We start from the raw sequence: 24,820 nt of genomic DNA, 5'->3' as shown, positions 1-24,820 counted from the left end.
TGTGACATGGATAGGATCGGCACACATTGAAATCAAGAACCTTTGAATTCCGGCGGCCGTTTTTCGAGAAAAGCGGTTACGGCTTCCGCGTGATCTGCGGTGGCGTGGGCGGCGGCTTGCATCGCTGAGGCCATCTCCAGCAACGAGGCGAGGTCGGCGCGGCGGCCTTCCCATAGCAGGCGTTTAGTCATGCGGACTGCGTGGGGAGGATTGACGGCGATGCGGAGGGCCAGCGCGCGGGCGGCATTCATAAGTTCACCGTCCGGAACCACGCGGCTGACGAGGCCGCAGGCAAGTGCTTCGGCCGCGTCGATGGGGTCACCGGTGAGCGCCATCTCAGCGGCTTTCGACCAGCCGACGACGCGCGGGAGGAGCCAGGAGCCGCCATCGCCCGCGATCAGGCCAAGTTTGACGAAGCTTTCGGCAAACTTCGCGCTCTCGCCCGCTATGCGCAGATCGCACATGCAGGTGAGGTCGCATCCCGCGCCCATGGCGGCACCGTTGACCGCCGCGATCACGGGCACTTCGAGCGCCGCGAAGGCGAGCGGCAGGCGCTGGATCCCGCGCTTGTAATTCAGGCGGGTCACCGCCGGAGAGCCGGAATTGAGATTGCCGCCCGGCTTCATCTGGTTGATATCCCCGCCCGAGGAGAAGCCCTTGCCGGCCCCGGTCAGGATTGCGACGCGTGCCGCAGGATCGGCTTCGAGGTAGGCAAGGGCTGCGAGCAATGCTTCGATCACCTCCGGGTCAGAGATGGGATTGCGCAAGGCAGGCCGGTTTAGTGTAAGAAGGACGATGCCTTTATCGTCGATTTCGTAGAGTACCGCCTCGTCCATCATCTCGCCTTGCCATGTCGTTCACGCCGGATCGCAAGGGGATAGCCCGTAAGACCGGCTACACAATTCAATTCCTGCATGGCGCGCGCCGCAATGGTTCTGTTTCCCGCCCGGAGAGCATTACATCATCAGGGCCGCCCGCGAGCGGTGGTCGCCTTGCGGCGCTAGCACGCCTTATGAGATCGGGGCGTCATGCGTCCTGTTTCCTAGGCGCGTTCATCATCTTGGTTATGTCGACCTGCCCCGTGGCTAGACCGCCCATGAAGCCGCCGTCGACGGGCAGGACTACACCGTTGACGACGCCGGCGAGGGCGGAATTGATCAGCACCAGCGGACCGGCCTGCTCTTCTGCGGTGGTATAGCGGCCGAGCGGTTCGGCGGCGGCGTCCACCACTTCCTTGCCTGAGGTCGCGTGGAAGGTCGCCATCATCGGCGTCTGGGTGGGAGAGGGCAGCGAGCAGTTGATGCGGATGCCCTTCTTGATGAGCCGCGCGCCCATCAATTGGGTCCAGACGATCACTGCTTCCTTGGAGAACGCATAGCCCTCAGCCACGTGCTCAAGGTTGGCCTCGCACCATTCGAGACCGGCCTGAAAGCCCTGCGTCGCCAGTAGCTGCATGTGTATGGGAATACGGCGGCTCCAGCCGAGGCCCCCGGTAGAGGCGATGGAGACGATGGCGCCCTTCGCTCCCATCAGCGGGACGACCTGATCGGTCAGGTGGCGGGTGCCCAGGAAGTTAACCTTCATCGTGTCCATCGGCGGGAAACCGCCTCCCCCTGGCAGGCCAGCGCAGTTGAACAATGCATCCACCTTGCCGCCGACGCCGGCAACCGCAACCTCGATCGTGGACGGATCGCGTAGGTCGATCTTTGTGAACGATGCCAGCGGCACGCTGCTTTGCTCGAAGTCGAAGCCATGAACTTCGGCGCCAAGCGAGACCAACAGTTTCGCAGTCGCCTCGCCCATGCCAGAGAAGCAGCCGCTGACGATCACGCGCTTGCCGCTATAGCCGAGAACATCGTTCATCTTTTTGACCTTTCTCTCGCACCGCCGCGGATTGGATGCAGCCCCTATGCAGTTGCGCTGTAGCTAGGCGCTCCGGGGCGTTCGCATCAACCGGCTCTCCGGGTCATCGCGGGCACGATAACGGGTAAGTGCGCGACAAAGGGTGAAAGCTGCGGCGCCTATTTCTGCGTGCTGAACATCCTGTCCGCCCGGCGCCGTTCGGCCTCTGCCCGGCGGCGCTTGCGCTTTTCCAGTTGCTCGGCGGACGGCACCAAATCGTCGACCACGTCGGCAAGCACTGCACCGCGCTCGCCCGGCGGGCGAGTGGGCCCAGTGGTGGTATCGCAGAAGGTCTGGCGTTCGATCTCGGCATTGAGCAATGCGCCGAGCAATACGCCATAGGCAGAAAGGAACAGCCACATCAGGAACACCACGATGGCAGAAAGCGAGCCGTACGTGGCATTGTAGTCCGAGATATAGGCAACATAGAGCGAGAAGCCGAACGAGACCGCCAGCCACAGCAAAGTCGCAAGCAGCGAACCCGGCGCCAGCCAGCGCCACTTGGCTGGGCGGCGGTCTGGGCCGTAGCGCATTATCAGCGCGAATCCCGAACTGCCGAGAGCGACGGCGAAAATCCAGGTGAGGATCTTGAAGAGCAATTGCGTTACGCCGCCGAGATAGACGCTGGTCTGTATCTGAAGCCAGGCGAAGACGCCGCCCGAGAGTACGCCCGTGAGTGCCAGCAGGACTGCCGCGAGGGTCAGGCCGCCGGTTCGAAAGGTCTTGACGAAGAAGCCGCGCGTTTCGCGTTCCTCGTTGATAATGTTGAGCGCGCTCATCATCCCGCCGGCTGCTCGCATGCCGCCGTAGACGGCGAAAAACAGCGCGATCACCAGCGCAAGGCCGGTTACGCCGGAATTAGTCGAGATAATACGCATCAACTGTTCTTCCAGCAGGTGGGCGACATCGGCGGGGACAACCTCGACGATGCTGGCCATCTGCTTGCGCACCATGCCCACATCTGCAACGAGACCATAGACCATGACGGTCGCGGCAATCAGCGGAGTGAGCGCGAGGAAGGTGTAGAACGCCAGTCCGGCGGAAAGCAGCCCCAGTTCGTGAAAGCCCACCATGACCCACACCCGTTTCACGACCCGTACCCAGGCTGCCAGCGGCATGGCCCACGGGGTGTTCGCATCGGCGCCAGGCGTCACTTTTGCTGCAAACTCGGAACCGGCCAAGCGAGGTTCATCTCCGGTCGAATTTGCGTTATTCATCATCGGCCTGTGTGAACGAGGGAACTTTCGCTGTTGCAATGCGATAGGCATTTTCAGGAGGGGCCGGGCATCTCGGTCCGGCAAAGGGGTGATTCGTCGCGTTGCTCATGTTTAGGCTAATTGACCACCGGACGGCTTGTTCCCTGCGTTTGCGCGATGGCTGCGCAAGTGGGGCGCTTGCCTTCACGCTCGCCGTCGCCGCCATGTCCGTCGCCGCCCCGGTCGCGGCGCAGGATATGCCGGACAAGGCCGTCGCTCCGGCGAAGCAGAACAGGGCAGTTACGGACAGCGGCGCACCTGCTGACACACTGGAAGCCGGCAAGGTGCCGGTGCCTCCGCCGCCTGCCGAACCACCGCTGCAACCGCAGGTCGATCCCATCATCCCTGACGATGAGTTCAACGCTGCCGTGCCGCCGCTAGATGCGGCCAATGATGCAGAACTTAACAAGCCCCTCGAATCTATCGACGCTTTCGAGCGGCGGCTCGCGGGGGAACAGTCCGGCGCCAATCCGGAAACGGCCGAGGCCGTCCCGCTAGGTGATCCTGCCTTGGCGGACGGTGATGCGGTCGAAGCAGTCGGCGACGCTCCGGTTCGCGACACCGAGCTGGCCGCGCCGCTCCCCCCGCTCGAGCAGTTCGAGGTGGCACCCGTCCAGTTTGCGGACGATGCGCCGAGGGATGAAAAGGACGTCGAGGTTCGCTATCACCTTGATTTGCAAGGGCTCGACCTTGCCGACAAGGAAACCGACGCTGACCTGAAAGGCGAATTCAAGTCCCTCTCCGCGCTTGAAAAGGGCGACGGCAAGGCCGCTAATACCGCGATGGTATCCGCGCGCCTGACCGAGGACAGCCAGCTGATGGAAACGGTGCTGGCATCGCAAGGCTGGTACAGCCCGGTGGTGCGGACCCGGCTCGAGCCCCCTGTAGATCAGGCAAAACCCGCGCTGGGGGCGGTCATCGCGGTGACCCCCGGCAAGCGCTATGTTTTCTCCGACATCATTCTGAAGGCCGACCCGACAGAACCGGCCAATCTTGTGGCCGACAACTTCGCGCTCAAGGTCGGTGAACCGATCGTGGCTGAGCGCGTGCAAGGGGCCGAGGCGCAGATCGCAGTCGCGCTGCCAGAGAACGGATATCCTTTTGCAGCCGTTGGCGAGCGCGATATCCTGCTTGATCAGGTGACCGGTGAAGGCGCCTACACGTTGCCGGTGACGGTCGGCCCGCGCGGCCGCTTCGGTGGTTTCGTCACCGATGGAGATCTCGCCTTCGACGCCAAGCACATTCAGGTGTTGTCCCGTTTCAAGCGCGGACAAATCTATGACAGCCGTAAGGTCGATGATCTGCGCAAGGCGCTCATCGCTACGAACCTGTTTTCGACCGTGGCGGTAGAACCGCAGAAGACCGGTGAGGATGCGGGGGACGGCACACAATACGTTACCTTGCACGTAAAACAGGACGCCGGCCCGCCGCGCACCATCGCCGGCTCGCTGGGCTTTGCCGCCGGTGAAGGCATTACCGCGCAGGCGAACTGGACCCACCGAAACATGTTCCCGCCCGAGGGCGCGCTGATCGCCCATGCCATTGCCGGCACCCGGCAGCAGGGTGCGGGTGTTACGTTCCGCCGCTCCAACTCCGGCAAGCGCGATCGCACGCTGGAGATCGTCGCAGAGGCGTTCCACAACGATTACGACGCCTACAGCGCCTACACCGGCCGATTGGCAGCGCGAATTGCCCGGGATTCAACGCCGATCTGGCAAAAGCGTTATACTTATGCATTCGGCGTCGAGTTTCTCGGCACTGCGGAAACCGACTATGACGCCGCCACGGGCGGCCGAAAGCGCAACACATATTACGTTGCGGGCGTGAACGGTCAGGTCGGTTTCGACACATCGGACGACTTGCTCAACCCAACCAAGGGTTACCGTGTGACCGCCTTGGTACAGCCGGAAGCTACAGTGCGAGGGGGCTTCGATCCTTACGTCCGAGCACGTATCGACGCTTCGACCTATTACCCCATAAATGACAGTATCGTTTTGGCAGGCCGTGTGCGCTTCGGTACGATCCAGGGCGCGGGCCTTTTCGACATCGCTCCCTCGCGGCGCCTCTATGCTGGCGGCGGCGGCTCGGTACGCGGATATGCCTATCAGGCCTTGGGTGAGCAAGCGCCCGACCGGAACCCGGTGGGCGGCCGCAGCCTGAACGAAGGATCGTTCGAGGCACGCTACCGCTTCGGCAACTACGGGGTCGTGGCTTTCGTGGACGCAGGCCAAGCCTACCGCGAGACTACACCGCAGTTCAGCAATCTGCGCTACGGCGTCGGCATCGGCGGGCGTTTCTACACTAACTTCGGGCCTATGCGCCTCGACATCGCCACTCCCATCGGCCGCAAACCAGGCGAGTCGCGTTTCAATCTCTACGTATCGATCGGGCAGGCGTTCTGATGGCCGACGACAAGAACCAGGATCCAGAACCGCAGGTGGATACCGTCTCGACCGAAGCCGAAATCACCCCGGCCGGGCCTTCACGCTGGCACCGCATACGGGTGCGGGCGGTCAAGACCGTGGCGTTCATAGTGCTGGGCGTTCTGGCCTTCGTTGTCGCCGTTGTGTTGGGCATCAACACCGGGCCCGGCCGCCGCTTTGTGGCCGACCAGATCGCCGGGCTCGAATTCGAGAACGGAATGCGCATCACCGTGGCCCGCATCGACGGGTCGCTTTATGGCAAGATGATCCTACGCGGCCTATCGGTTCGTGATCCGCGCGGTGAGTTCCTTTACTCGCCCGAAATCCGTGTCGACTGGAGCCCTTTCGCCTACCTCGAAAACCACGTTGACGTGCGCAGCGCCACGGCGCAACGCGTCGTCCTGCGCCGTTCACCGCAGTTCCGCACAACCCCGCCGAGCGACGCTCCGCTACTGCCCGATCTCGACATCGACGTCGGCACGCTGCGCATCGATCGCTTCATCGCGGAACCTCCGGTGTCCGGCCAGCGCCGTATCATGACGGTATCAGGCCGCGCGCATATCGCCGACGGTCGCGCCCAGATCAACGCCAAGGGCGGCACCATCGCCGTCGAAGGCAAGGGCGGCGGCGACCGATTTACGGCCGTGCTGGACGCGATCCCCGAGCGTAATCGCCTTGATCTCGCGCTCGATATGGAAGCACCCAAGGGCGGCCTTATCGCTACCTTGGCGGGTCTTACGCAGCCTACGACCCTCAAGCTGAACGGCAAGGGCGACTGGGCCGCGTGGAATGGCAACCTTGCCGCAGACCTGGGCGACGGCGACCTTGCAAGGCTCGCCCTCACTGCCCGCAACGGCACCTTCACCATCAAGGGCCCGACCCACATCGCGCGTATGTTCACCGGCCCGACCGCCAACCTGCTTGGCCCGGTCATGAACGTCGATGTTACGGCGGCTTTCGACAAGCGCCGCGCCAAGCTATCAGGCATGATTTCCAGCGATGCTTTCAATCTGACCCCGAACGGTCTTATCGACCTGTCGACAAACAGCTTCGAGGACCTCAGGCTCGCCTTCGTGCTGCTCAAGCCGTCGGCCATCGCCGAGAACCTGAGCGGTGCCGGGCTCAGTGCCAACCTCGCACTCGACGGGGCTTTCACCGCGCCCAAGGTGGACTACCGTATCGCGGCCACGCGCATCGTTATGAACGACATGGGGCTGGAAAACCTGACCGCGAATGGCTCGGCAAAAGTCGATGGTGCGCATATCAAGATCCCGGTAGCCGCGCGAGTTCGTCGGATCACCGGGCTCGATACCGTAGCCGGGGGCAGCCTCGCCAATGTATCGCTTAACGGTGACCTCGCGATCGATGGCACGCGCATCCTTTCGGACAACATGCGCATCCGTTCCGACCGTATCGATGCCAAGCTGCTGCTCGCTGCAGACATGAGCAAGGGCCTCTACACCGGCGCGATCGACGGCAAGATCGACAACTACCGTGTTGACAGCGTCGGCATCTTCAACATTCGCACAAACATGGACCTCAAGACCGAGGCACAGGGCTTCGCGCTGCAAGGCACGGTGCGGGCCCGCTCGACGAAGCTGCTGAACGACAGCCTGCAGACTTACCTCGGCGGCAATTTCTCGGCTTCGTCGAACGTACGCTACGGTTCCGACGGCGTTGCCCGGTTCTCTGCCGTCCGCCTTACAGCGCCGCTGCTGCGGGTCACTGGCGGGCAGGGAAGTTGGTCCCCCGATGGGCGCATCTCGCTCGCCGCTAACGGCACGTCCAGCCAGTATGGCGCGCTTGGCGTGCGAGTGACCGGCACCATCCAGAACCCCGATGCCCACGTTACGGCCGAGCGTCCTGGGTTGGGCATCGGCCTCGCCAATCTTGACGCGCGCATCAAAGGTGCGCCGGGTGGTTACCGCCTCGATGCCAAGGCTGATACCGACTATGGCCCGCTCACGGCAGATGTGAACCTCGGGCTCGGCAAGGCCGTCTCGGTACAAATCAACAAGGCGAACCTTTCGGGTGTCGATTTTGCCGGACGGCTCGTCCAAACCCCGGCCGGACCTTTTTCAGGACAGTTGACGGCCAATGGTAACGGAGTGGGTGGTTTCGTCCGTCTCGACCCTGAAGGCAAGTACCAGGCGGCTGACTTCAACCTGCGTGTGAAGGATGCCACGTTCCAGGGGCCGGCAAAGCTCACGATCGGCTCTGCCATCGTCGATGGGCGCGCGGTGCTTTATGACAAGCCCTACATCGTAGCCGACGCGCAGATCGCGGGCACCAGCATGGGCGCGCTTGACCTTGCTGCGGCTCGCGTCATCGTCGATTACCGCGACGGGCGCGGAAAGGCTAAGGGCCTCATCGAAGGCGTCAGCGGCGTACCGTTCCGTCTTGGCGTAAATGCCGACCTTCAACCCGAACTGTGGCGCGTGGCGCTGCAGGGCAGGGTGCGCGGCCTCGACGTCAAGACATCTTCGCCCGCCCGCATCGTCCCCAAGGGCGATGGCTATGAACTGCTCCCTACCACCATCGCCTTCGGCGGCGGCAACATGCAGCTGGCCGGCACATACGGGGAGGGCATGAAGGTTCAGAGCCGTCTGGAAGGCATTGACATGGCGCTCGTGAATGCCTTCGTGCCGGGCTACGGCATCGGCGGCAGGGCGACCGGCAGCCTAGACTTCGAGCAGTCTGGCGGTTCGGCATTCCCGCGTGCGGATGCCCGTCTGACGCTCAGCAATTTCACCCGTACCAGCTCCAGCACGGTTAGCCAGCCGGTCGACATCAACTTTGTCGGCAAGCTGCTCCCCGACGGCGCGGAGGCCCGCACGGTGTTCCGCCGCCGGGGCACCGTCATCGGCCGGATGGTCGCCAGCCTGAAGCCACTGGCACCCGGGAATGGCCCGTGGATGACCCGCCTGATGGAAGCACCGCTGGGAGGCGGTATCCGCTACAATGGCCCTGCCGACACGCTGTTCTCGTTCGCTGGACTGCCTGGGCAGACGCTCTCAGGACCGATCGGGCTTGCTGCGGACTTTTCATGCCGCGTCTCTGATCCTTGCATCAACGGTGTCGTTCAGGGCCGCGACATGGTCTACGAGAATCAGGCCTATGGCACCCGCCTCAGCTCGATGACGCTTGCGGGCAAGTTCACCGGCAGCACCCTCGAACTGACCTCTCTTACCGCCAAGGCCGGCGATGGCAACGTAAGCGCCAGCGGCAAGGTCAGCCTCGCGGCAGATGCCGGCTATCCGATGGACCTGAGCGTCAAGTTGGACCGCGCCCGCCTTGCCCGCAGCGATGCTCTTTCCGCCACTGCCACCGGTTCACTGCGGCTAACCAAGGTTGCGGGACAGGTCGCCCTGCTCTCAGGTGAGATCAAGCTGCCGGAAACCCGCTACAAGATCGTGCGCGAAGGCGCGGCCCAGGTTCCGCGCCTGACCGGAGTTCGTTTCAAACCGCCTGTCGGCCCCCAGCGTATCACTGGCGATGAAACACCGCCAAAGGTTGCCAGCGCCTTCTCGCTGGTTCGCCTCGATCTGACCTTGCGCGCGCCGGAAAAGCTCTATGTCTCGGGCATGGGGATCGAATCTGAGTGGAGCGCCCGCTTCACCATCACCGGCACCAGTGCGGCCCCCAACGTCGCGGGTCAGGTCGAGCTGGTTCGCGGTACTCTCGGCTTTGCCGGTCGCTCGTTCGAACTGAGCGAAGGGCTGATCTCCTTCAACGACAGCGAAATGTTCAACCCGACTGTGGCCATCACCGCGACTGACGATATCGAGGACGTGACGGTCAATGTGAACGTGACAGGCCGTGCACAGAACCCTCAGATAGACTTCTCGTCGGATCCCAGCCTGCCTGACGACGAAGTGCTCTCGCGCATCCTGTTTGGCAGTTCGATCGCCAATCTTTCTGCGCTCCAGGCTGTGCAGTTGGCATCCTCGCTCAATTCGCTGAACAGCACCGGTGGTGGCCTCAATCCACTCGGCAAGCTGCGCTCGGCAGCAGGGATCGACCGTCTGCGTATCCTTGGACCTGACGAGGCCAGCGGGCGCGGCACGGCCGTGGCAGCCGGGCAGTACCTGACGGACGATATCTACGTCGAACTGATCACCGACGCGCGCGGCTTCACCGCCACGCAGTTGGAAGTGAGTGTCACTAAGTGGCTCTCGGTCCTTAGTCAGGCCGGCGGTTCGGGCGTCAACAGCCTCAACGTGCGCATCAAGAAGGACTACTGATGCGAAAGGCAGTGATCCCGGTCCTCGCGCTTGCAGCCCTGCTGGGCGGCTGCAAGCGCGAGCCTGATTTCCAGGAACGCTACGACGCGGCCAACAAGACCATCGTCGACAAGGCCAAGGCGATCGATGCACAGATTGCCGGCACCGGTGTTCCTCCTGACGATGCTGAACAGGACAATAAGGACGAGCTTTGAAACTCTCGGTTTACCTCTGGCTGCTATGGTGATGGTCAAGGCGGCAACAGGGGCATTCAGGTGCAGGGCAATGACAACGGCGACCGTTTGAACACCCGGCGCACGGTCCTGCTTCAAGGGCGTTGCCGCAAGAGCCCCTGGCACGTCTTCCCGGTCGAACTGGGCGATCTCTCACAAGGCGGCTGCAGCATCGTCGGAAGCTCGGAAAGTTTTGCGCGCGGTGAGCACGTGCAATTGCGCGTGGCCCATCTCAGACCGATCGAGGCCGAGGTCCGCTGGCTGTTACCGGGCAAGGTCGGCGTCGAGTTCCGTGCGCCTCTCAATGGCAACTTGATCGAGGAACTGGGCGAACTCTATGGAATCGCAGCCGGGCCTTCTTCGCACGCGTCAGGTTGAACGCGACTGGGGCGCCCGTCGCCTTGAACCAAGGAATGTAGCTAGCGATGTAAGGGGAGTGGTGGACGCACTTGGGCTCGAACCAAGGACCCGCTGATTAAGAGTCAGCTGCTCTACCAACTGAGCTATGCGTCCCCACGAGGGGTTCCGGCCCGATCCATTCGATGGCGCCGGATTGGTATGGTATGGTGGACGCACTTGGGCTCGAACCAAGGACCCGCTGATTAAGAGTCAGCTGCTCTACCAACTGAGCTATGCGTCCCCATGAGGGGTTTACCGTCCAAATCGAGCCGATAACGGCCCGGACGAAGTAGGTATGGTGGACGCACTTGGGCTCGAACCAAGGACCCGCTGATTAAGAGTCAGCTGCTCTACCAACTGAGCTATGCGTCCACGCTACCTGCCTCTGAAGCCTTGCGGCCCCGCTGATTCGGCGGCGGAGAGGTCCCTATAACGGGCTATTTCGAGATGGGAAGAGGGAACTTAAAAAACTTTCAACCAAGCGAGCCGCGTCCCTGATTCCAGCGGTTTACAGCCATGATGGTGCCGAGGCAGATCATGTTGGTCAGCATCGACGTGCCGCCGTGGCTCATGAAGGGAAGGGGGATGCCCACCACCGGGGCAAGGCCCATGACCATCATCAGGTTGATCATGACGTAGAAGAACATTGTCGCGGTCATGCCAGCGGCAAGGAGGCTGGAAAAACGGTCGGGCGCGCGGCGGGCCACGCCCATGCCCCAACCCAGCACGATGGCGAAAACCAGCAGGACGAAGAATCCGCCAACGAGGCCCCATTCCTCTGACATGGTCGCGAACACGAAGTCGGTGTGGGGTTCGGGCAGATATTGCAGGTGGCTCTGCGTGCCGTTGCCGAAGCCCTTGCCGAAGATACCGCCGGACCCGATGGCGATCTTAGACTGGGTGATGTGGTAGCCAGTACCCAGCGGGTCGGCTTCAGGGTCCAGGAAGACCAGCACGCGGTTACGCTGGTAGTCGTGGAGCAGGGTGAAGAACGCGATTGGAGCGATCACCAGAAGCGCTCCGCCAGCGCTGACAAACCACCACAGGGGTAGTCCAGCCAGGAACATCGTGACTACGCCGCCGAAGCAGACCGCGGTGGCCGTGCCGAGGTCGGGCTGGATGAGGACAAACAGCGCCGGCAGCGCAATCAGCACGCCCGCCGGAACAAGACCGCGCCAGCTGGCGGTCATGGCATGGGGAAGGGTCTCGTAAAAACGGGCGAGTACCAGGACGATCGCCGGTTTCATCAATTCCGATGGCTGCAGCGACATGAATCCAAGGTTGAGCCAGCGTTGGCTACCGCCGCCAACGGCGCCGATCAACTCCACGAGCACCAGCAGGCCCAAAATCGCTCCGAATACGGGGTAGGCGGCCATCCGGAACAGGTTCCGGCTCATGTGCGAGATGACGACGGCCATGACGAGGAAAACGCAGAAGCGCACGACATGGCTCAGCGCATAAGGCTGCAGTCCGCCCCCGGCTGCCGAGTAGAGTACGGCCGCACCCAGCGCGACGAGACCGCAAAGGGGGATCAGCATTAGCCAGGGCTGGCGGGAAATCGCCTCGGGTACTATCGAGCGGCTCACTGCGCGCCTCCGGTGTTGCCCGGGCGTACTGTACCTTGGACAGGTCCTTGCGGCGCGCTCGGCAAAGCGCCTGGCGATACCGCCGGGGCAGCTGGGACAGTGGCTGCGTCCGGTTCGGGCGCTGGGGACTGTGCGCCGCTGACGATGGGCTGGCGCGGTTCCTGCGCGGCTTCGGCCTCCTGCACCTTGCGGCTTTCCTCTTCCGGCGAAACCGCGGGCGCTCCGACACCGTACTGCGCGGAATAGGCGCGGTAACGGGCATCAAGCCGTTCCTTGGCAGTGCCGCCCCATTTCTTCTCAAGGTCGGTCAGGATATCCATGCCCTTCTGCTTGTCGAAGATATAGGTCAGGACGTCGCGGGCAATGGGATAGGCCGAGCCGGAACCACCGCCGTGTTCGCACACAACCGCACAGGCATAGCGCGGGTTTTCGACCGGCGCGAAGCTGATGAAATGGCCGTGGTCGCGATGCTTCCACTGGCCGCCCTTGCCGTTACCAATGTTGAGGCCGACGACCTGCGCGGTGCCGGTCTTTCCGGCCAGCTTGATGTCGGGGAACGGAAGCCTTGCATGGGGGGCAGAGCCGGGGCCGTTGGCCACGTCAGACATCGCCTGATGGATATAGGCCAGGTGCTCAGGCGGGATACCCAGCGAGGGCATTTCCTTATGCTCCTGATCGTGGATCATGCGCGGCATGATGATCTTTCCGCTGGCAAGGCGCGAGGCCTGAACCGCCTGCTGGAGCGGATTTACCAGGAAGTAGCCCTGTCCGATGGTGGCATTGACCGTGTCGAAGGTCTGCCATTCCTTGTGATACTTGCGCAGCTTCCACGCCGGATCAGGCACGGTGCCGTAGGACTGGCCAACGACAGGCAGTTCGAATTCCTGCCCCAGACCAAGCCGCCTAGCCATCAGTGCTATCGGATCCATGCCGATGCGTTGGGCGAAGTGGTAGAAGTAAACGTCGCAGCTCTGGTAGATGCCCTTAGCCATGTTGACCTGGCCGTGACCGCGCCGGTTCCAGCAGTGGAACACGCGGTTTCCCACACGCAGGCCGCCGCCGCAGAAAACAGATTCGTCAGGATCGAGCCCCGCCTCCATGAAGGACAGCGCCACCATGGGCTTCACCGTTGAACCGGGCGGATAAAGGCCGCGCAGGACCTTGTTGCGCAAAGGAACATGGTCGTCGTCCGACAGCATCTTCCATTCCAGCCGGCCGATGCCGTCCGAGAAGCTGTTGGGGTCGTAGCTTGGCATCGACGCCATCGCCAGGACATCGCCGGTCTGACAGTCCATGACGACGACGGCAGCCGATTCGGGGCCGATCCGCCTTGCTGCGTAGTCCTGAATGCCGGCATCGATGGTCAGCTTGATCGTCTTGCCGGGTACATCCTCGCGGGTGTCGAGGTTGCGCACGATGCGGCCCGATGCAGTCACTTCGACGCGCCTTGCGCCGGGCTTTCCGCGCAGTTCCTTTTCGAAGATCTTTTCGAGTGCGTCCTTCCCAACCTTGTACCCCGGCGTGATCAGGACCGGATCGTGATCTTTTTCGTATTCCTCGGCGGAGGCGGCGCCAACATAGCCGATGAGGTGGCCGACAGAGGGGCCGGTTGGATAAAAGCGCGAAAAGCCGCGCTGGGTGACGACGCCCGGCATATCGGGCAGGCGCACGCTGACGGCGGAAAAACGCTCGAGATCAAGGCCGGTGGCGACTTCCACGGGCGCGAAACCGTGTGACTTGTCGAGCTTGTCCTGAAGGTCCTGCATCGCGATCGGGGTGAGCGAGAGCAACCGGCCCAGTTCAGCGATAGTGCGTTGAGCATCCTGCATCTGTTCGGGCACGACGTCGACACGGAAATCGGCACGGTTGGAAGCGAGCGGGGTGCCATTGCGGTCGAGCAGCCAGCCCCGGCGAGGCGGTATCAGCGAGAGATTGACCCTGTTGCTTTCCGCCTCAAGCTTGTACTTCTCGTTTTCGAACACGGCGAGATACGTCATGCGCGAAGCCAGCAGCAGGCCGATGCCGCCCTGGATCCCGGTCATCACCACCGCACGCCGGTCGAAGCTGTTGCGCAGCGTACCCGTTGTGACGTGGGGCTGGCGCAGCAGGCGCTGGAAGCTGAATTTCATCGCAGGACCATAAACGGCGTTAGCCGGAGACGGTCTATCAAGGCTACGAAACGGCCTACGAGCGGATAGGATAGCACGGAGATCACGACCTGGGGAACGATGACACGAAGGGGGGCTGCGGCGCCGGCAATGTTGGAGATGCCAAGACACAGTACGATATAAGCGATGATCAAGCCAATCGCCACCAGCCACTCGGTCAGGAAATTACGCCAGGGGAGACGCGCCTCGATCACTTCGAGGCAGATCGCGCAGATCGACCACAGCATAACCGCCGTGCCGAACGGCTGACCGGAGAACAGGTCGTCGAACAGGCCTAGCGGAAGGCCCGCCCAGATCGGCATCAGGCCGGGGCGCAGTTGGCGCCAAGCGAGGAACATTAGGAAGCCGAGCGGCGGCAGAACCGGCGCCGAGGCGATCAGCAGCCAGCCGGGCGCGACCGAGCCGAGCATGATCGACAACCATGGCAGGCTGCTCGCGAGGACGCGCGAAGGCCTGCGGTTGATCCTCTGCCTGACCACGCTCTCCGTGCGGGATAGCAGCGGCACGCCTATTCGCTCCCGGGCCGGGCTTCGGCAGGCGGCGGCGGCGCCGGTGCCCAGGCCTTTTCGACGGTCACGTAGTCCGTATCGGACGGATTGCTGAGCACGCGGGCGATGGCGCCGTCGCGCAGCAGCTTGGTTACGACGGCCATTGGCGTGCCTGGGCGGTAAAGGCCGCCAGATCCCGTTGTCACCATCACATCGCCGGGACGCAGCGGGTTGAGCCCCAGGTTGACGAGGCGGATGCGGATAGTGCCGTCGCCCTGGCCCTGTGCGAAAGCGGAAACACCATCGCGCGCACGGCGCACCGGGACCAGGCTTTCGGTGTCGGTTATAAGCAGTACCCGGGAACTCGACGCGCCGACTTCGAGCACGCGGCCGACGAGGCCCAGCGGCGAGCGTATAGGCATACCCTTGGCAACGCCGCGATCCGCTCCGGCGCCCAGTGTGGCGAAACGCCGCGTACTGGCACCGGTGGAACCGACAAGGCGCGCGTAAGCAACCGGCTGCACATCGTCGCTGCGCAAGTCCAGCAACTGCTTGAGACGGCGATTTTCATCCTTGGTGGCCTGCGCCTCAGCAAGGCGGACCTTGGCTTCCGCGAGTTCTCGTTCCAGCCGGGCATGTTCACTGCCGGTCTTGAAGAAGCCGGACACCTCGCCGAAGAAATCCTTCGTCGCGCTGCGGCCACCAGCACTTGCCTGAGCAGCGGGCTCGGTAACGTCAGCGGCAGCCCCACGCAGCACAGCAAAAGCGCTGGGATTTACGATCGCGACAACCAGCAGGACAAGGCCAACTACCGCGCCGATGACGCCGGCAGAATAGCTAAAGAACGTCGTGTACTGCGCCCTGCGGGAAAAACCGGAGCGCCGATTTGCTGGCGGTGCCATGCGCCATGCACTCCTGTCATCTTCGCAGCGTATCCGTGCAGGAAAGGCTCGCCGCGCACATCATGAGGGAAGCGGCCGTCCGTAGGACCGGCCGCCGCACCTCGCATTGGATCAGGCGGACATCAGGACGCCGCGATAGATCGGGTCTTCCATCGCGCGTCCGGTGCCCAGCGCCACGCAGGACAGCGGGTCCTCGGCGACGCAGACCGGAAGGCCGGTTTCCTCGCGCAGGTAGGCGTCCAGACCCTGGATCAAGGCGCCGCCACCGGTGAGCACGATGCCCTGGTCGACGATGTCGGCAGCCAGTTCGGGGGCGGTGTTCTCCAGCGCGATACGCACGCCTTCGATGATCTGCCCAATCGGCTCGGCCAGCGCTTCGGCAATGTTCGCCTGGGAAATGGTGATTTCCTTCGGCACGCCGTTGACGAGGTCGCGGCCCTTGATGTGGATCGTTTCGCCGATGCCGTCTGCCGGCATGATGGCGATACCATAATCCTTCTTGATGCGCTCCGCCGTAGCGTCGCCGATCAGGAGGTTATGATGACGGCGCACGTAGGAAACGATCGATTCGTCCATCTTGTCGCCGCCGACACGTACCGACGTGGTGTAAGCAAGGCCGCGCAGGCTGAGTACCGCGACTTCGGTGGTGCCGCCGCCGATGTCGACCACCATCGAGCCGACCGGCTCGGTCACCGGCATGTCGGCACCGATCGCTGCGGCCATCGGCTCGAGGATCAGGTAGACCTGGCTGGCGCCGGCATTGCTGGCGGCGTCGCGGATGGCGCGGCGTTCAACCGACGTGGAACCCGACGGCACGCAGATCACGATCTCGGGATAGCGGAAGAGGTTCTTCTTGCCATGCACCTTGCGAATGAAATGCTTGATCATCTCTTCCGCGATTTCAATGTCGGCGATCACGCCGTCACGCAACGGGCGGATGGCCTCGATGTTATCCGGGGTCTTGCCCATCATCATCTTGGCGTCGTCGCCGACTGCCTTGACCTTCTTGATGCCGTTCAGCGTCTCGATCGCGACGACCGAAGGTTCGTTCAGGACAATTCCGCGATCCTGCACGTAGACAAGCGTGTTAGCTGTCCCGAGGTCGATCGCCATGTTCTGGGAGCCGAGTTTGAAGAATCGCGAGAAGACGCCGGCCATCTAAAATCCGTTTCTTTCCAATCGCTTGCCGAATGGGGTTCGGAGCCAGCGAGAGGGGTTTTTGGGTGGGAGGGCACCCCTTAGCCCATCGATTTGGGAAAGGCCAAAATATTGTGGCCTTTTCCGGGGGGAAACGCATCAAGCCCGTCTCGAATTTCCTGCGCTTCGTCGCTAGATTCGCTCTCTCGTCGCCGCATCGCGTCATTGACGGTCTGCGCTCCCTCATCAGTCGAGAATCATATGCCTACGATCCGCCGCCTGCCTGAACACCTGATCAACCGCATCGCCGCCGGCGAAGTGGTCGAGCGGCCGGCGGCTGCGCTCAAGGAATTGGTCGAGAATGCGATCGACGCAGGCTCCACGGAAATTACCGTGCGTCTCGCGTCGGGCGGCCTCGACATGATAGAGGTCACCGACGACGGCTGCGGCATGCGCCCTGAAGAGATCGCGCTGGCGCTGGAACGCCATGCAACCTCGAAACTGCCTGACGAACAGATCGAACTCGTTGCTACGCTTGGTTTTCGCGGCGAGGCACTACCCTCGATCGGCTCGGTTGCGCGGCTGACCGTTGAAAGCCGTCCCCACAATGCGCAGGAAGGCTGGAAGCGGGTGGTCGACCACGGCGTGGTTGCATCCGATGCCCCTGCCGCTCTCCCGCCGGGTACGCGCATCAGGGTGGAAGACTTGTTCGGCAAAGTGCCGGCGCGACGCAAGTTCCTGCGCTCATCGCGTTCGGAGTATGCCGCGTGCCTCGACGTGGTTCGGCGCCTGGCGATGGCGCGGCCCGATGTCGGCTTCACAATGGAGCAGGACGGGCGCCGCGTGCTGGCGGTTCAGCCGCGCGAGGAATTGGCGGCGCGGGTCGCCCGCCTCATCGCCCGTGAACTGTCCGAGGACGGAGTGCTGATCGAGGCTGAACGGGGCGACGCGCGCCTGACCGGCGTAGCAGGCCTGCCCACCTACAACCGGGGCGTCGCAGATCACCAGTACCTCTTCGTCAACGGGCGGCCGGTGAAGGACCGCCTGTTGGTAGGCGCGGTGCGCGGGGCCTACTCGGACATGCTTGCGCGGGATCGTCATGCGGTGCTGGCGCTGTTCCTCGAAATTCCGCCCGAGGATGTCGACGTCAATGTCCATCCCGCCAAGACCGAAGTGCGTTTCCGTGACCCGGCTTTTGTGCGTGGCTTCCTTGTCGGGGCGCTGCGCCATGCGCTGGAAGGCGCAGGACAGAAGAGCGCACAACCTGCTGCCACGGCGGCGATGAATATGTGGCAGGTCGAGCCCGCAACGCCCGCCGCGGCACCCTCGCTAGGGTCGCTGTTTGCGCGGGAATATGGTGGTTCGCCGCAGCGGTACGAAGGCTCGCGGGTGTCCGAGGCGGGGGCGGCCTGGCGTTCCTACGAAGCCGAAGTCATGGCGCAGCCTTCCTCGCGCGCCGAACCCGCCGCCGAGACGAGCGCGCAAGATTTGCGGTATCCGCTCGGCGTTGCGCGCGGGCAGGTTTCCAATACCTATATCGTTGCGGAGGCGGAGGACGGCCTCGTCATCGTCGACCAGCACGCCGCGCATGAGCGCCTTGTTCTGGAGCGCCTCAAGGCAGCGGGCGCGGAGGAGGCGATGAACCGCTCACAGGCGCTGCTTCTGCCGGAGGTGGTCGAACTGGAAGAACCGGCCTGTGACGCGCTGGAGGACAAGATCGGCGATCTCGCCCGCCACGGCCTTGTGCTCGAACGATTCGGGCCTTGTGCGATGCTGGTGCGGGCGGTGCCTTCGGTATTGTCGAAAAGCGATGTGACCGCGCTGGTGCGCGATGTCGCGGATGATCTTGCGCGCAACGGCGACGCTCTGCTTCTGGGGGAAAAGCTGGATCTCGTGCTGGCGACGATGGCTTGCCACGGGTCGGTGCGGGCTGGCCGCGTACTCTCCGTCGCCGAGATGAATGCGCTGCTGCGTGAAATGGAGCGCACGCCGCGTTCGGGGCAATGCAACCATGGCCGCCCCACGTGGGTTAAGCTTGCCCATCAGGACATAGAAAAACTGTTCGGGCGAAAGTGATGCAAAAGACGCTAGTGATATTGGCAGCGCTCGCTTTTCTGGCGGGCTGCGGAAAAGAACATTCGGCGCAGGAGGCGGCCCAGGACGCCCGCGACGTGGCGATGGTCGAAAAGATGAACCAGGCGCCGTTCAAGCCGACCCTCCCTATAGCCATTACCCGCGATGATGTGGAACGTTACGGCCTCGACAAACCCGGCTGCGGGTTTCGTAAAGGGCAGGGCACCGCCAATGCCGAAGATCCGATCTTCATCGCCGGCAAGGACGAGGGCTTCATGCGGGTGGGGTCGGACCTCAAGCGCTTTTCCGCCAAGGATGTCAGCGCCGACCTGCCGGGCGGTGCGCGCACAAGTTATGTCGGGCTTTCCAGCTGGATCGATATCGTGCGCCTGCCTGATGCGGGAACCGGCAGCGACGATCTCACCTGGCCGGCGCGCCTGATCGTGCACGACGCGCAGGAGCGGGTGGCCTTCCGCGCCGATGGCACCATGACCTGCCGCAGCTAGAGCATTGTTGCCAGCATCCAGAGCGCCATGCCGACCATGAACAGGTTCTCGGTCAGCGAGACAAAGCCGAGCGGCACGTTGCCCGATCCGCCGACACAGGCGCATTTGAGTTCGCGCTTCTGGATATAAACCGCATAGAACACGGACACCGCGCCGATCGCGCCGATGAACAGGCCCACGGGGATTGAAATCCACGGCAAAGCGTGGGCGGTCATCAATGCGCCGGTCGTCCATTCGAGGAACGGATAGGCATAGGCATAAGGCACCAGCCGCTTGGCCAGCAGGTCGTAGCCCAGGAACATCGTCGAGAACTGGTCGATGTCCTGCAGCTTCAGCATGGCGAGCAGCATCATCGTCATCGACACGAACCATTCCAGCGCGCGCGGCGTGAAAGGTGTGCCGTAGGTCGCCCAGCTGATCGCCATCGCAAGGCCTGCGCCGGTGGCGAAGACGGCCAGCACCGGGCGGTAGGTCTTCGCTTTCGGGTCGTGGACCTTGAGCCCGAAATGCGTGCGCAGGTCGGTGTAGCCGCCGACCCGCTTGCCGCCAATGAAGGTCTGCGGGGTGGTGGCGACGCCGTTTTCGGCCTTGAACGCGTCGGTTTCCTCGCGACTGGTGAGCCAGTGATCCTCGACCTTGTAACCGCGCTTTTCGAGCAGGTATTTCGACTTCACGCCCCAGGGGCAGACGTGCTTTTCGAAGACCATGCGGTGGAGGATGGTGGTCGGTTTCGAGGAGTGGTCGTTTGTCATGAACGGGCTTATAGCTTCCGTACCATGGTACGGAGTCAAGCATGGCCCTGACGATTTCAGAATTGGCGCGCAGTGGCGGCGTAGGTGTCGAGACGGTACGGTTCTACCAGCGCAAGGGACTGCTGCGCGATCCCCGGCCGGGCGGGATCGGCAGGGCGAAGGGTCAGCGCCATTACGCGGATGAGGATGTGCGCCGGCTCGGCTTCATCCGATCGGCCAAGGCGGCGGGGTTCATTCTGGACGAGATTGCCGAACTGATGGGTCTGGATGCCAGCGACGACCGGGCGCGGGCTCGGGAAATGGCGGAGGCGCGGCTTGCTCATCTCGACAGCGAGATCGCGGCGTTGGAGCGGGCCAGGCAATCGCTGCGGCGGTTAGCGGGCGAGTGCGCCGGGAGCAAATCAGGGCCCTGTCCGATCATCGAGGCGTTTGAAGAAAAACCCGGCGGGTAACGCGCCTGTCAAAAAGGCTGGAGTTAGTTGATGAAATACATGCGCTGCGCCGCGTTCTTGTGAACGGGAGCGGGGTGGTTTGATCGACGATGGAAAGAGCCGGCGCGATAGTAGCAGGCGGCGGCGATGTAGGAAACTCGAAGGGCCGCGCCAGAAATCGTCCGTGCCAGAGCCAATCGAGGGCCCGGGCTTTTACAGCCCGCCCCGTCACCCTGAACTTGTTTCACGATGACGGGGTGAATGCGGCCGCTTCAGACGTTGAACTTGAAGTGCAGCACGTCGCCGTCGTGGATGACGTATTCCTTGCCTTCTTGACGCAGCTTGCCGGCTTCCTTGGCGGCGGCCTCGCCGTTCAGCGACACGAAGTCGTCGAAGGCGATGGTTTCGGCGCGGATGAAGCCGCGCTGCATGTCGGAGTGGATCGTGCCGGCAGCTTCGGGAGCCTTGGCGCCCTTGTGAACGGTCCAGGCGCGCGCTTCCTTGGGGCCCACGGTGAAGAAGGTCAGCAGTTCAAGCAGTTCGTAACCAGCGCGGATGATGCGGGCGAGGCCGGCTTCCTGCAGGCCCATTTCCTCAAGGAAGACCAGCCGGTCGTCCATCTCCATACCGGTCAGTTCGGATTCGATCGCGGCCGAGACGATGACGGCGCTGGCGCCCTCTGCCGCGGCCTTTTCGAACACGCGCGCGGAGAAGGCATTGCCTTCCGACGCGGCTTCTTCCTCGACGTTGCAGACGTAGAGCACCGGCTTGGCGGTGATCAGTTGGGCCTGCAGGAAGACCCGCTCCTCGTCCTCGTCCTTGGGCTTGGTCAGGCGGGCGGGCTTGCCTTCACGCAGCAGGTCCAGCGCCTGGCCGAGCACGGAAGCGGCGATCTTGGCTTCCTTGTCGCCCTGGGTGGCCTTCTTCTGAGCGGCGGGCACGCGCTTTTCGAGGCTTTCGAGGTCGGAGAGCAGCAGCTCGGTCTCAACCGTCTCGGCGTCGGCGATGGGGTCGATCTTGTTGTCGACGTGCTGGATGTCATCGTTCTCGAAGCAGCGCAGGACGTGGATGATCGCGTCCACTTCGCGGATGTTGCCGAGGAACTGGTTGCCCAGGCCTTCACCCTTGGAAGCGCCGCGCACGAGGCCGGCGATATCCACGAAAGACAGCTGGGTAGGGATGATCTTGGCCGAACCGGCGATCGCGGCCAGCTTGTCGAGGCGCGGGTCGGGCACGCCCACCTGGCCGACGTTCGGCTCGATCGTGCAGAACGGATAGTTGGCCGCCTGCGCCGCCTGCGTCTCGGTCAGCGCATTGAACAACGTCGACTTGCCGACATTGGGAAGGCCCACGATCCCGCAACGAAAACCCATCGATAACTCCGAATACAAACTATGGCGCACCGATAGCGATGCCTTGTTGCCGCGCCCATAGCGCTGCTACCGTGACTTGACCAGTTCGCCGCGAAAGATCGCCTGCAATGAGGGGTCGGTTGACGGAAATTTCAGGCATTGTCCCTAGTTCGGCAGAATGAAGGCTTCCATCCACTTCGCCCTGCCGCTTGCAGCCCTGCTTGCGCTGACCGCCTGCGGAGAGAGCCCCGAGGCCTTGTTCGAAAAGGCGCGCGCGGATTTCGCCGCCGAGAACTATCAGGAGGCGCGCATCGCGCTTGGTTCTGCGCTGGGCGAGCGGCCGGGAGACAGCGCGATGCTGGCGCTGCTGGTCGAGACGCACCTGCGCCTTGGTGACATCGACGGCGCAGAAGGGGCGCTGCGGCGGCTCGAACGCGCTGGAGGGAAAGGGCCTGCACTGGCGCGGATGAAAGCCCAGATCGCGCTGTTGCGGCAGAAACCGGAACAGGCGCTGGCTTTGCTGGGCGCGGATGACAGCGCCGACGGCTGGCGCATCCGCGCGGAATCGCACCTTGCGCTGGGGGCGGACGATGCGGCGCGGCAAGCGTTCGAGCAAGGCATGGCGGGCGGCGGAGACATTCGCCTTGCCTCTTCCTACGCGCGCTATCTGCTGCTGAACGACGATCTTCCCCGCGCTGCCTTTGTGCTGCGACGGATGCAGACACTGGCGCCCCGGTCTTACGAGGCGCTGGTGATGGCGGGCGACCTTGCCGCCGCGCAGGGGCGGGACGAGGCAGCGATCGCGGCTTATCGCAAGGTGACCGAGGCGTTCCCGGACAGGGCGCCGCCGTTCCTCGCGCTCGCCAACCTGCAGGATGCGGCGGGCCGGGTCGATGAAGCCTCGGCGCTGGTGGAGCAAGCGGGCAAGATCGCGCCGAACGAGCCGGAAGTGGAAGAGCTGCGCTTTCAGCTGATGTCCGAAAAGGGCGAGTGGGAGCAGATCAGGGACGCGCTGCAATCGCGCGAATCCTCCCTCCAGCCGGGATCGGCGCTGAGCATGACGTATGGCGAGGCGCTGCTGCGGCTGAACCATCCCGAGCAGGCGCGCGTGATCTTTCGCCGGGCGGTGCTGCGGCTTCCGGGCAATCCCTATGCGCGGCTGATGCTGGGCGAAGCGCAACTGGCGAGCGGGGACGCGCAGGGCGCATGGACGACGCTGGAACCGTTGGCGGCCACCACCCTGGCACGGACGGACGTTCTGGAACGCGCGGAACAGGCGGCGCGGCAGATCGGCGCGCCGGAGGCGGCAGGGCTTCGCGCGCGGCTCGATCCGGCGCGGCTAAAGGCGACCATGGCGTTGATCGATCACGGCGAGGGGGCCTTGGCCGGGCAGGATTGGGCCACGGCGGTGTCAGTCTACACCCGCTTGCTGGAGCGCGGGGAAGATCCCGAGGTGTTGAAGCGGCTCGCGCTGGCGAACAGCCGGATGGGGGATGCGGGCGCCGCCATCGCCCATGCGGACCGTGCGGCGGCGCTGGACCGGGACAATGCGGACTATCTCCATATGGCGGGAGCCGTGCGTCTGGCGGCGGGCAGGGATCTTGCCCAGGCGCGGCGGCTGCTGGAAGCGGCGGCGCTGGCCGATCCGGACAACCGCGACATCGCGCGTGACCTCAAAAAGGCGAAAGCCGCCGCCGGGTGAAACCGGCGGCGGCCTTGCCGTTCGCTATCATGATCATCCGCCGGTGTCCGCACTCACGCCAAATACGGCTGGCGGCGGGATGACGCCGCCTTAGCCGCGAGCCTTGCGGCGGCGGGCATAGGCCAGGCCGAGCAGGCCCACGCCGAGCATGCCGAGCATGCCGGGCTCGGGAACGGCGGTGCCGCCCGACGAACCGCCGCTGCTGCCGCCCGAAGTCGACGTGGTCGTACCGCCAGAGGTGGTGGTGCCGCCGGACGTCGTCGTGGTGCCGCCCGAGGTCGAGGTCGTGGTCGTTCCGCCCGAAGTCGACGTGGTCGTGGTGCCGCCCGAAGTGCTGCTGCTCGACGAGGAGGAACCGCAGAGCTTCTTGCCCGCGCTGTGGCCGCAGCCGCACGAGTGCTTGTGGCTGTTGCCGCCCCAGTTCCAGGTGGCATGCGCCGGTGCGCTCAGGCCCATGCTCGCAGCGGTGGTGAGCGAAAGCGCGAGCAGTGTCTTGCGGAACATCGTAGTCTACCCCTTGGTTACCCTATTGATTGACCGATACTACGCAATCACTGTGCCAATCGCGGATTTACTAGGGTTTCGTTGGTTAACGACATTAAGTGCGTGGGCGATCTGTAAACTAACTCGACAGCGCAAACGTCAGTCCTTCTGGCGCAGCGCCACGTCGTTCATGAAACGGGTATCGTCCCCGGCGGCAAGGCGGTCGGCCTCCGCCGCGATGGCGCCCAGCATGCCCGAAAGCGGGTCGATCTCGTCCTTGGCGTAATTGCCAAGCACATAGCCGCTGACGCGGTCCTTGTGGCCGGGGTGGCCGATGCCAAGCCGCACGCGGCGGAATTCCGCGCCCAGATGCTGGTCGATGGAGCGCAGGCCATTGTGGCCGGCATGACCGCCGCCCTGCTTGATCTTGACCTTGAAGGGGGCAAGGTCCAGCTCGTCGTGGAAGACGGTGAGGGCGGACATCTCCAGCTTGTAGAAACGCATTGCCTCGCCCACCGCGCGGCCGCTTTCGTTCATGAACGTGGCGGGCTTCAGCAGCAGGATCTTGTCGCTGCCGATGCGGCCTTCCTGAAGCCAGCCCTGGAACTTCTTCTGCACCGGGCCAAAGCCGTGAATGTCCGCCAGCGCATCGGCGACCATGAAGCCGACGTTATGCCGGTTGAAGGCATATTGCGGTCCGGGATTGCCCAGACCGACCCAGAGCTGCGTGGCCATTCGCGTCTTTCCTCGATACGATCGGGCGTAAAAAAGAAAAGGCCCTTCCCGCGCACCGGATCGCCGGGG

Annotated in this window: 20 protein-coding genes and 3 tRNA genes; 8 read left to right on the top strand and 15 right to left on the bottom strand. The window is 63.6% G+C overall.

The genetic code is table 11. The features are described 5' to 3' along the window. Positions 1–32: 32 nt before the first annotated feature. The 3 genes from V474_RS04200 to V474_RS04190 all read right to left on the bottom strand — a co-directional run bounded on the left by V474_RS04200 (position 33) and on the right by V474_RS04190 (position 3,122). Positions 33–836, bottom strand: a complete 804-nt coding sequence (locus V474_RS04200) for a crotonase/enoyl-CoA hydratase family protein (protein WP_059150767.1) — start codon at positions 834–836, stop codon at positions 33–35. Between the two features lie 190 nt (positions 837–1,026). Next, a complete protein-coding gene (locus V474_RS04195) occupies positions 1,027–1,863 on the bottom strand; it encodes a coniferyl-alcohol dehydrogenase (RefSeq protein ID WP_059150246.1) in 837 nt (278 codons plus the stop codon). Positions 1,864–2,021: 158 nt separating this feature from the next. Further along, entirely contained in the window at positions 2,022–3,122 is a 1,101-nt protein-coding gene (locus V474_RS04190; RefSeq protein ID WP_236710630.1) for a YihY/virulence factor BrkB family protein, read from the bottom strand. 200 nt (positions 3,123–3,322) lie between these two features. Here V474_RS04190 and V474_RS04185 point away from each other — a divergent pair, with 200 nt between their 5' ends. Genes V474_RS04185 through V474_RS04170 form a run of 4 tightly spaced genes read left to right on the top strand, consistent with a single transcriptional unit; the run spans position 3,323 to position 10,415 of the window. Further along, positions 3,323–5,560, top strand: a complete 2,238-nt coding sequence (locus tag V474_RS04185; RefSeq protein ID WP_236710627.1) for an autotransporter assembly complex protein TamA — start codon at positions 3,323–3,325, stop codon at positions 5,558–5,560. Then, positions 5,560–9,825, top strand: coding sequence for a translocation/assembly module TamB domain-containing protein (locus V474_RS04180; protein WP_059150244.1), 4,266 nt, complete (start codon positions 5,560–5,562; stop codon positions 9,823–9,825). The genes V474_RS04185 and V474_RS04180 overlap by 1 nt, the downstream gene beginning before the upstream one ends. Further along, on the top strand, positions 9,825–10,019 hold the full coding sequence (locus V474_RS04175; protein ID WP_059150243.1) for a hypothetical protein: 195 nt from the start codon (positions 9,825–9,827) through the stop codon (positions 10,017–10,019). The genes V474_RS04180 and V474_RS04175 overlap by 1 nt, the downstream gene beginning before the upstream one ends. Positions 10,020–10,079: 60 nt before the next feature. Then, positions 10,080–10,415, top strand: a complete 336-nt coding sequence (locus V474_RS04170) for a PilZ domain-containing protein (protein WP_059150242.1) — start codon at positions 10,080–10,082, stop codon at positions 10,413–10,415. A 59-nt stretch (positions 10,416–10,474) separates the two neighbouring features. Here V474_RS04170 and V474_RS04165 read toward each other — a convergent pair. The 8 genes from V474_RS04165 to V474_RS04130 form a co-directional block, all read right to left on the bottom strand. Further along, positions 10,475–10,550 (bottom strand) — tRNA-Lys (locus V474_RS04165). Between the two features lie 51 nt (positions 10,551–10,601). Then, a tRNA-Lys gene (locus tag V474_RS04160) sits at positions 10,602–10,677 on the bottom strand. A gap of 55 nt (positions 10,678–10,732) precedes the next feature. Further along, a tRNA-Lys gene (locus V474_RS04155) sits at positions 10,733–10,808 on the bottom strand. Positions 10,809–10,909: 101 nt separating this feature from the next. Next, positions 10,910–12,022, bottom strand: a complete 1,113-nt coding sequence (gene rodA, locus V474_RS04150; protein ID WP_059150241.1) for a rod shape-determining protein RodA — start codon at positions 12,020–12,022, stop codon at positions 10,910–10,912. Then, complete coding sequence (mrdA, locus tag V474_RS04145; protein ID WP_148649275.1) at positions 12,019–14,151, bottom strand: penicillin-binding protein 2; 2,133 nt, start codon at positions 14,149–14,151, stop codon at positions 12,019–12,021. The genes rodA and mrdA overlap by 4 nt, the downstream gene beginning before the upstream one ends. Beyond that, the gene (mreD, locus tag V474_RS04140; RefSeq protein WP_082699584.1) at positions 14,148–14,696 is read right to left on the bottom strand and encodes a rod shape-determining protein MreD; all 549 of its coding nucleotides are present in this window, start codon (positions 14,694–14,696) and stop codon (positions 14,148–14,150) included. Before mreD ends, mrdA begins: the two co-directional genes overlap by 4 nt. Before the next feature lie 2 nt (positions 14,697–14,698). Then, the gene (gene mreC / locus V474_RS04135; protein WP_059150239.1) at positions 14,699–15,580 is read right to left on the bottom strand and encodes a rod shape-determining protein MreC; all 882 of its coding nucleotides are present in this window, start codon (positions 15,578–15,580) and stop codon (positions 14,699–14,701) included. 111 nt (positions 15,581–15,691) lie between these two features. Beyond that, positions 15,692–16,738 (bottom strand): rod shape-determining protein, encoded by a 1,047-nt coding sequence (locus tag V474_RS04130; protein ID WP_043973018.1) that lies wholly within the window; start codon positions 16,736–16,738, stop codon positions 15,692–15,694. A gap of 240 nt (positions 16,739–16,978) precedes the next feature. Here V474_RS04130 and mutL point away from each other — a divergent pair, with 240 nt between their 5' ends. Both mutL and V474_RS04120 read left to right on the top strand, forming a co-directional pair. Next, the gene (gene mutL / locus V474_RS04125) at positions 16,979–18,793 is read left to right on the top strand and encodes a DNA mismatch repair endonuclease MutL (protein WP_059150238.1); all 1,815 of its coding nucleotides are present in this window, start codon (positions 16,979–16,981) and stop codon (positions 18,791–18,793) included. Then, a complete protein-coding gene (locus V474_RS04120) occupies positions 18,793–19,296 on the top strand; it encodes a hypothetical protein (protein ID WP_059150237.1) in 504 nt (167 codons plus the stop codon). The genes mutL and V474_RS04120 overlap by 1 nt, the downstream gene beginning before the upstream one ends. Here V474_RS04120 and V474_RS04115 read toward each other — a convergent pair. After that, the gene (locus V474_RS04115) at positions 19,293–20,048 is read right to left on the bottom strand and encodes a MauE/DoxX family redox-associated membrane protein (protein ID WP_059150236.1); all 756 of its coding nucleotides are present in this window, start codon (positions 20,046–20,048) and stop codon (positions 19,293–19,295) included. The two genes, V474_RS04120 and V474_RS04115, sit on opposite strands and share 4 nt — an antisense overlap. Positions 20,049–20,089: 41 nt before the next feature. Here V474_RS04115 and V474_RS04110 point away from each other — a divergent pair, with 41 nt between their 5' ends. Then, positions 20,090–20,500 carry a MerR family transcriptional regulator gene (locus tag V474_RS04110; RefSeq protein WP_059150235.1) on the top strand — a complete coding sequence of 137 codons (411 nt, stop codon included), beginning with the start codon at positions 20,090–20,092 and terminating at the stop codon, positions 20,498–20,500. Between the two features lie 251 nt (positions 20,501–20,751). Here V474_RS04110 and ychF read toward each other — a convergent pair whose 3' ends face one another. Then, positions 20,752–21,852 (bottom strand): redox-regulated ATPase YchF, encoded by a 1,101-nt coding sequence (gene ychF, locus V474_RS04105; RefSeq protein ID WP_059150234.1) that lies wholly within the window; start codon positions 21,850–21,852, stop codon positions 20,752–20,754. A 157-nt stretch (positions 21,853–22,009) separates the two neighbouring features. Here ychF and V474_RS04100 point away from each other — a divergent pair, with 157 nt between their 5' ends. Further along, a complete protein-coding gene (locus V474_RS04100) occupies positions 22,010–23,533 on the top strand; it encodes a tetratricopeptide repeat protein (RefSeq protein ID WP_059150233.1) in 1,524 nt (507 codons plus the stop codon). Positions 23,534–23,623: 90 nt separating this feature from the next. On the opposite strand, the gene V474_RS04095 is transcribed toward V474_RS04100, so the two are convergent. Continuing rightward, complete coding sequence (locus V474_RS04095) at positions 23,624–24,037, bottom strand: PEP-CTERM sorting domain-containing protein (RefSeq protein WP_059150232.1); 414 nt, start codon at positions 24,035–24,037, stop codon at positions 23,624–23,626. A gap of 138 nt (positions 24,038–24,175) precedes the next feature. Further along, complete coding sequence (pth, locus tag V474_RS04090; protein ID WP_043973032.1) at positions 24,176–24,751, bottom strand: aminoacyl-tRNA hydrolase; 576 nt, start codon at positions 24,749–24,751, stop codon at positions 24,176–24,178. Positions 24,752–24,820 lie beyond the last annotated feature (69 nt).

Origin of the sequence: Novosphingobium barchaimii LL02 (assembly GCF_001046635.1) — a bacterium.
Classification (GTDB): Bacteria; Pseudomonadota; Alphaproteobacteria; order Sphingomonadales; family Sphingomonadaceae; genus Novosphingobium; species Novosphingobium barchaimii.
This window is presented reverse-complemented; position numbering and strand designations above follow the sequence as displayed.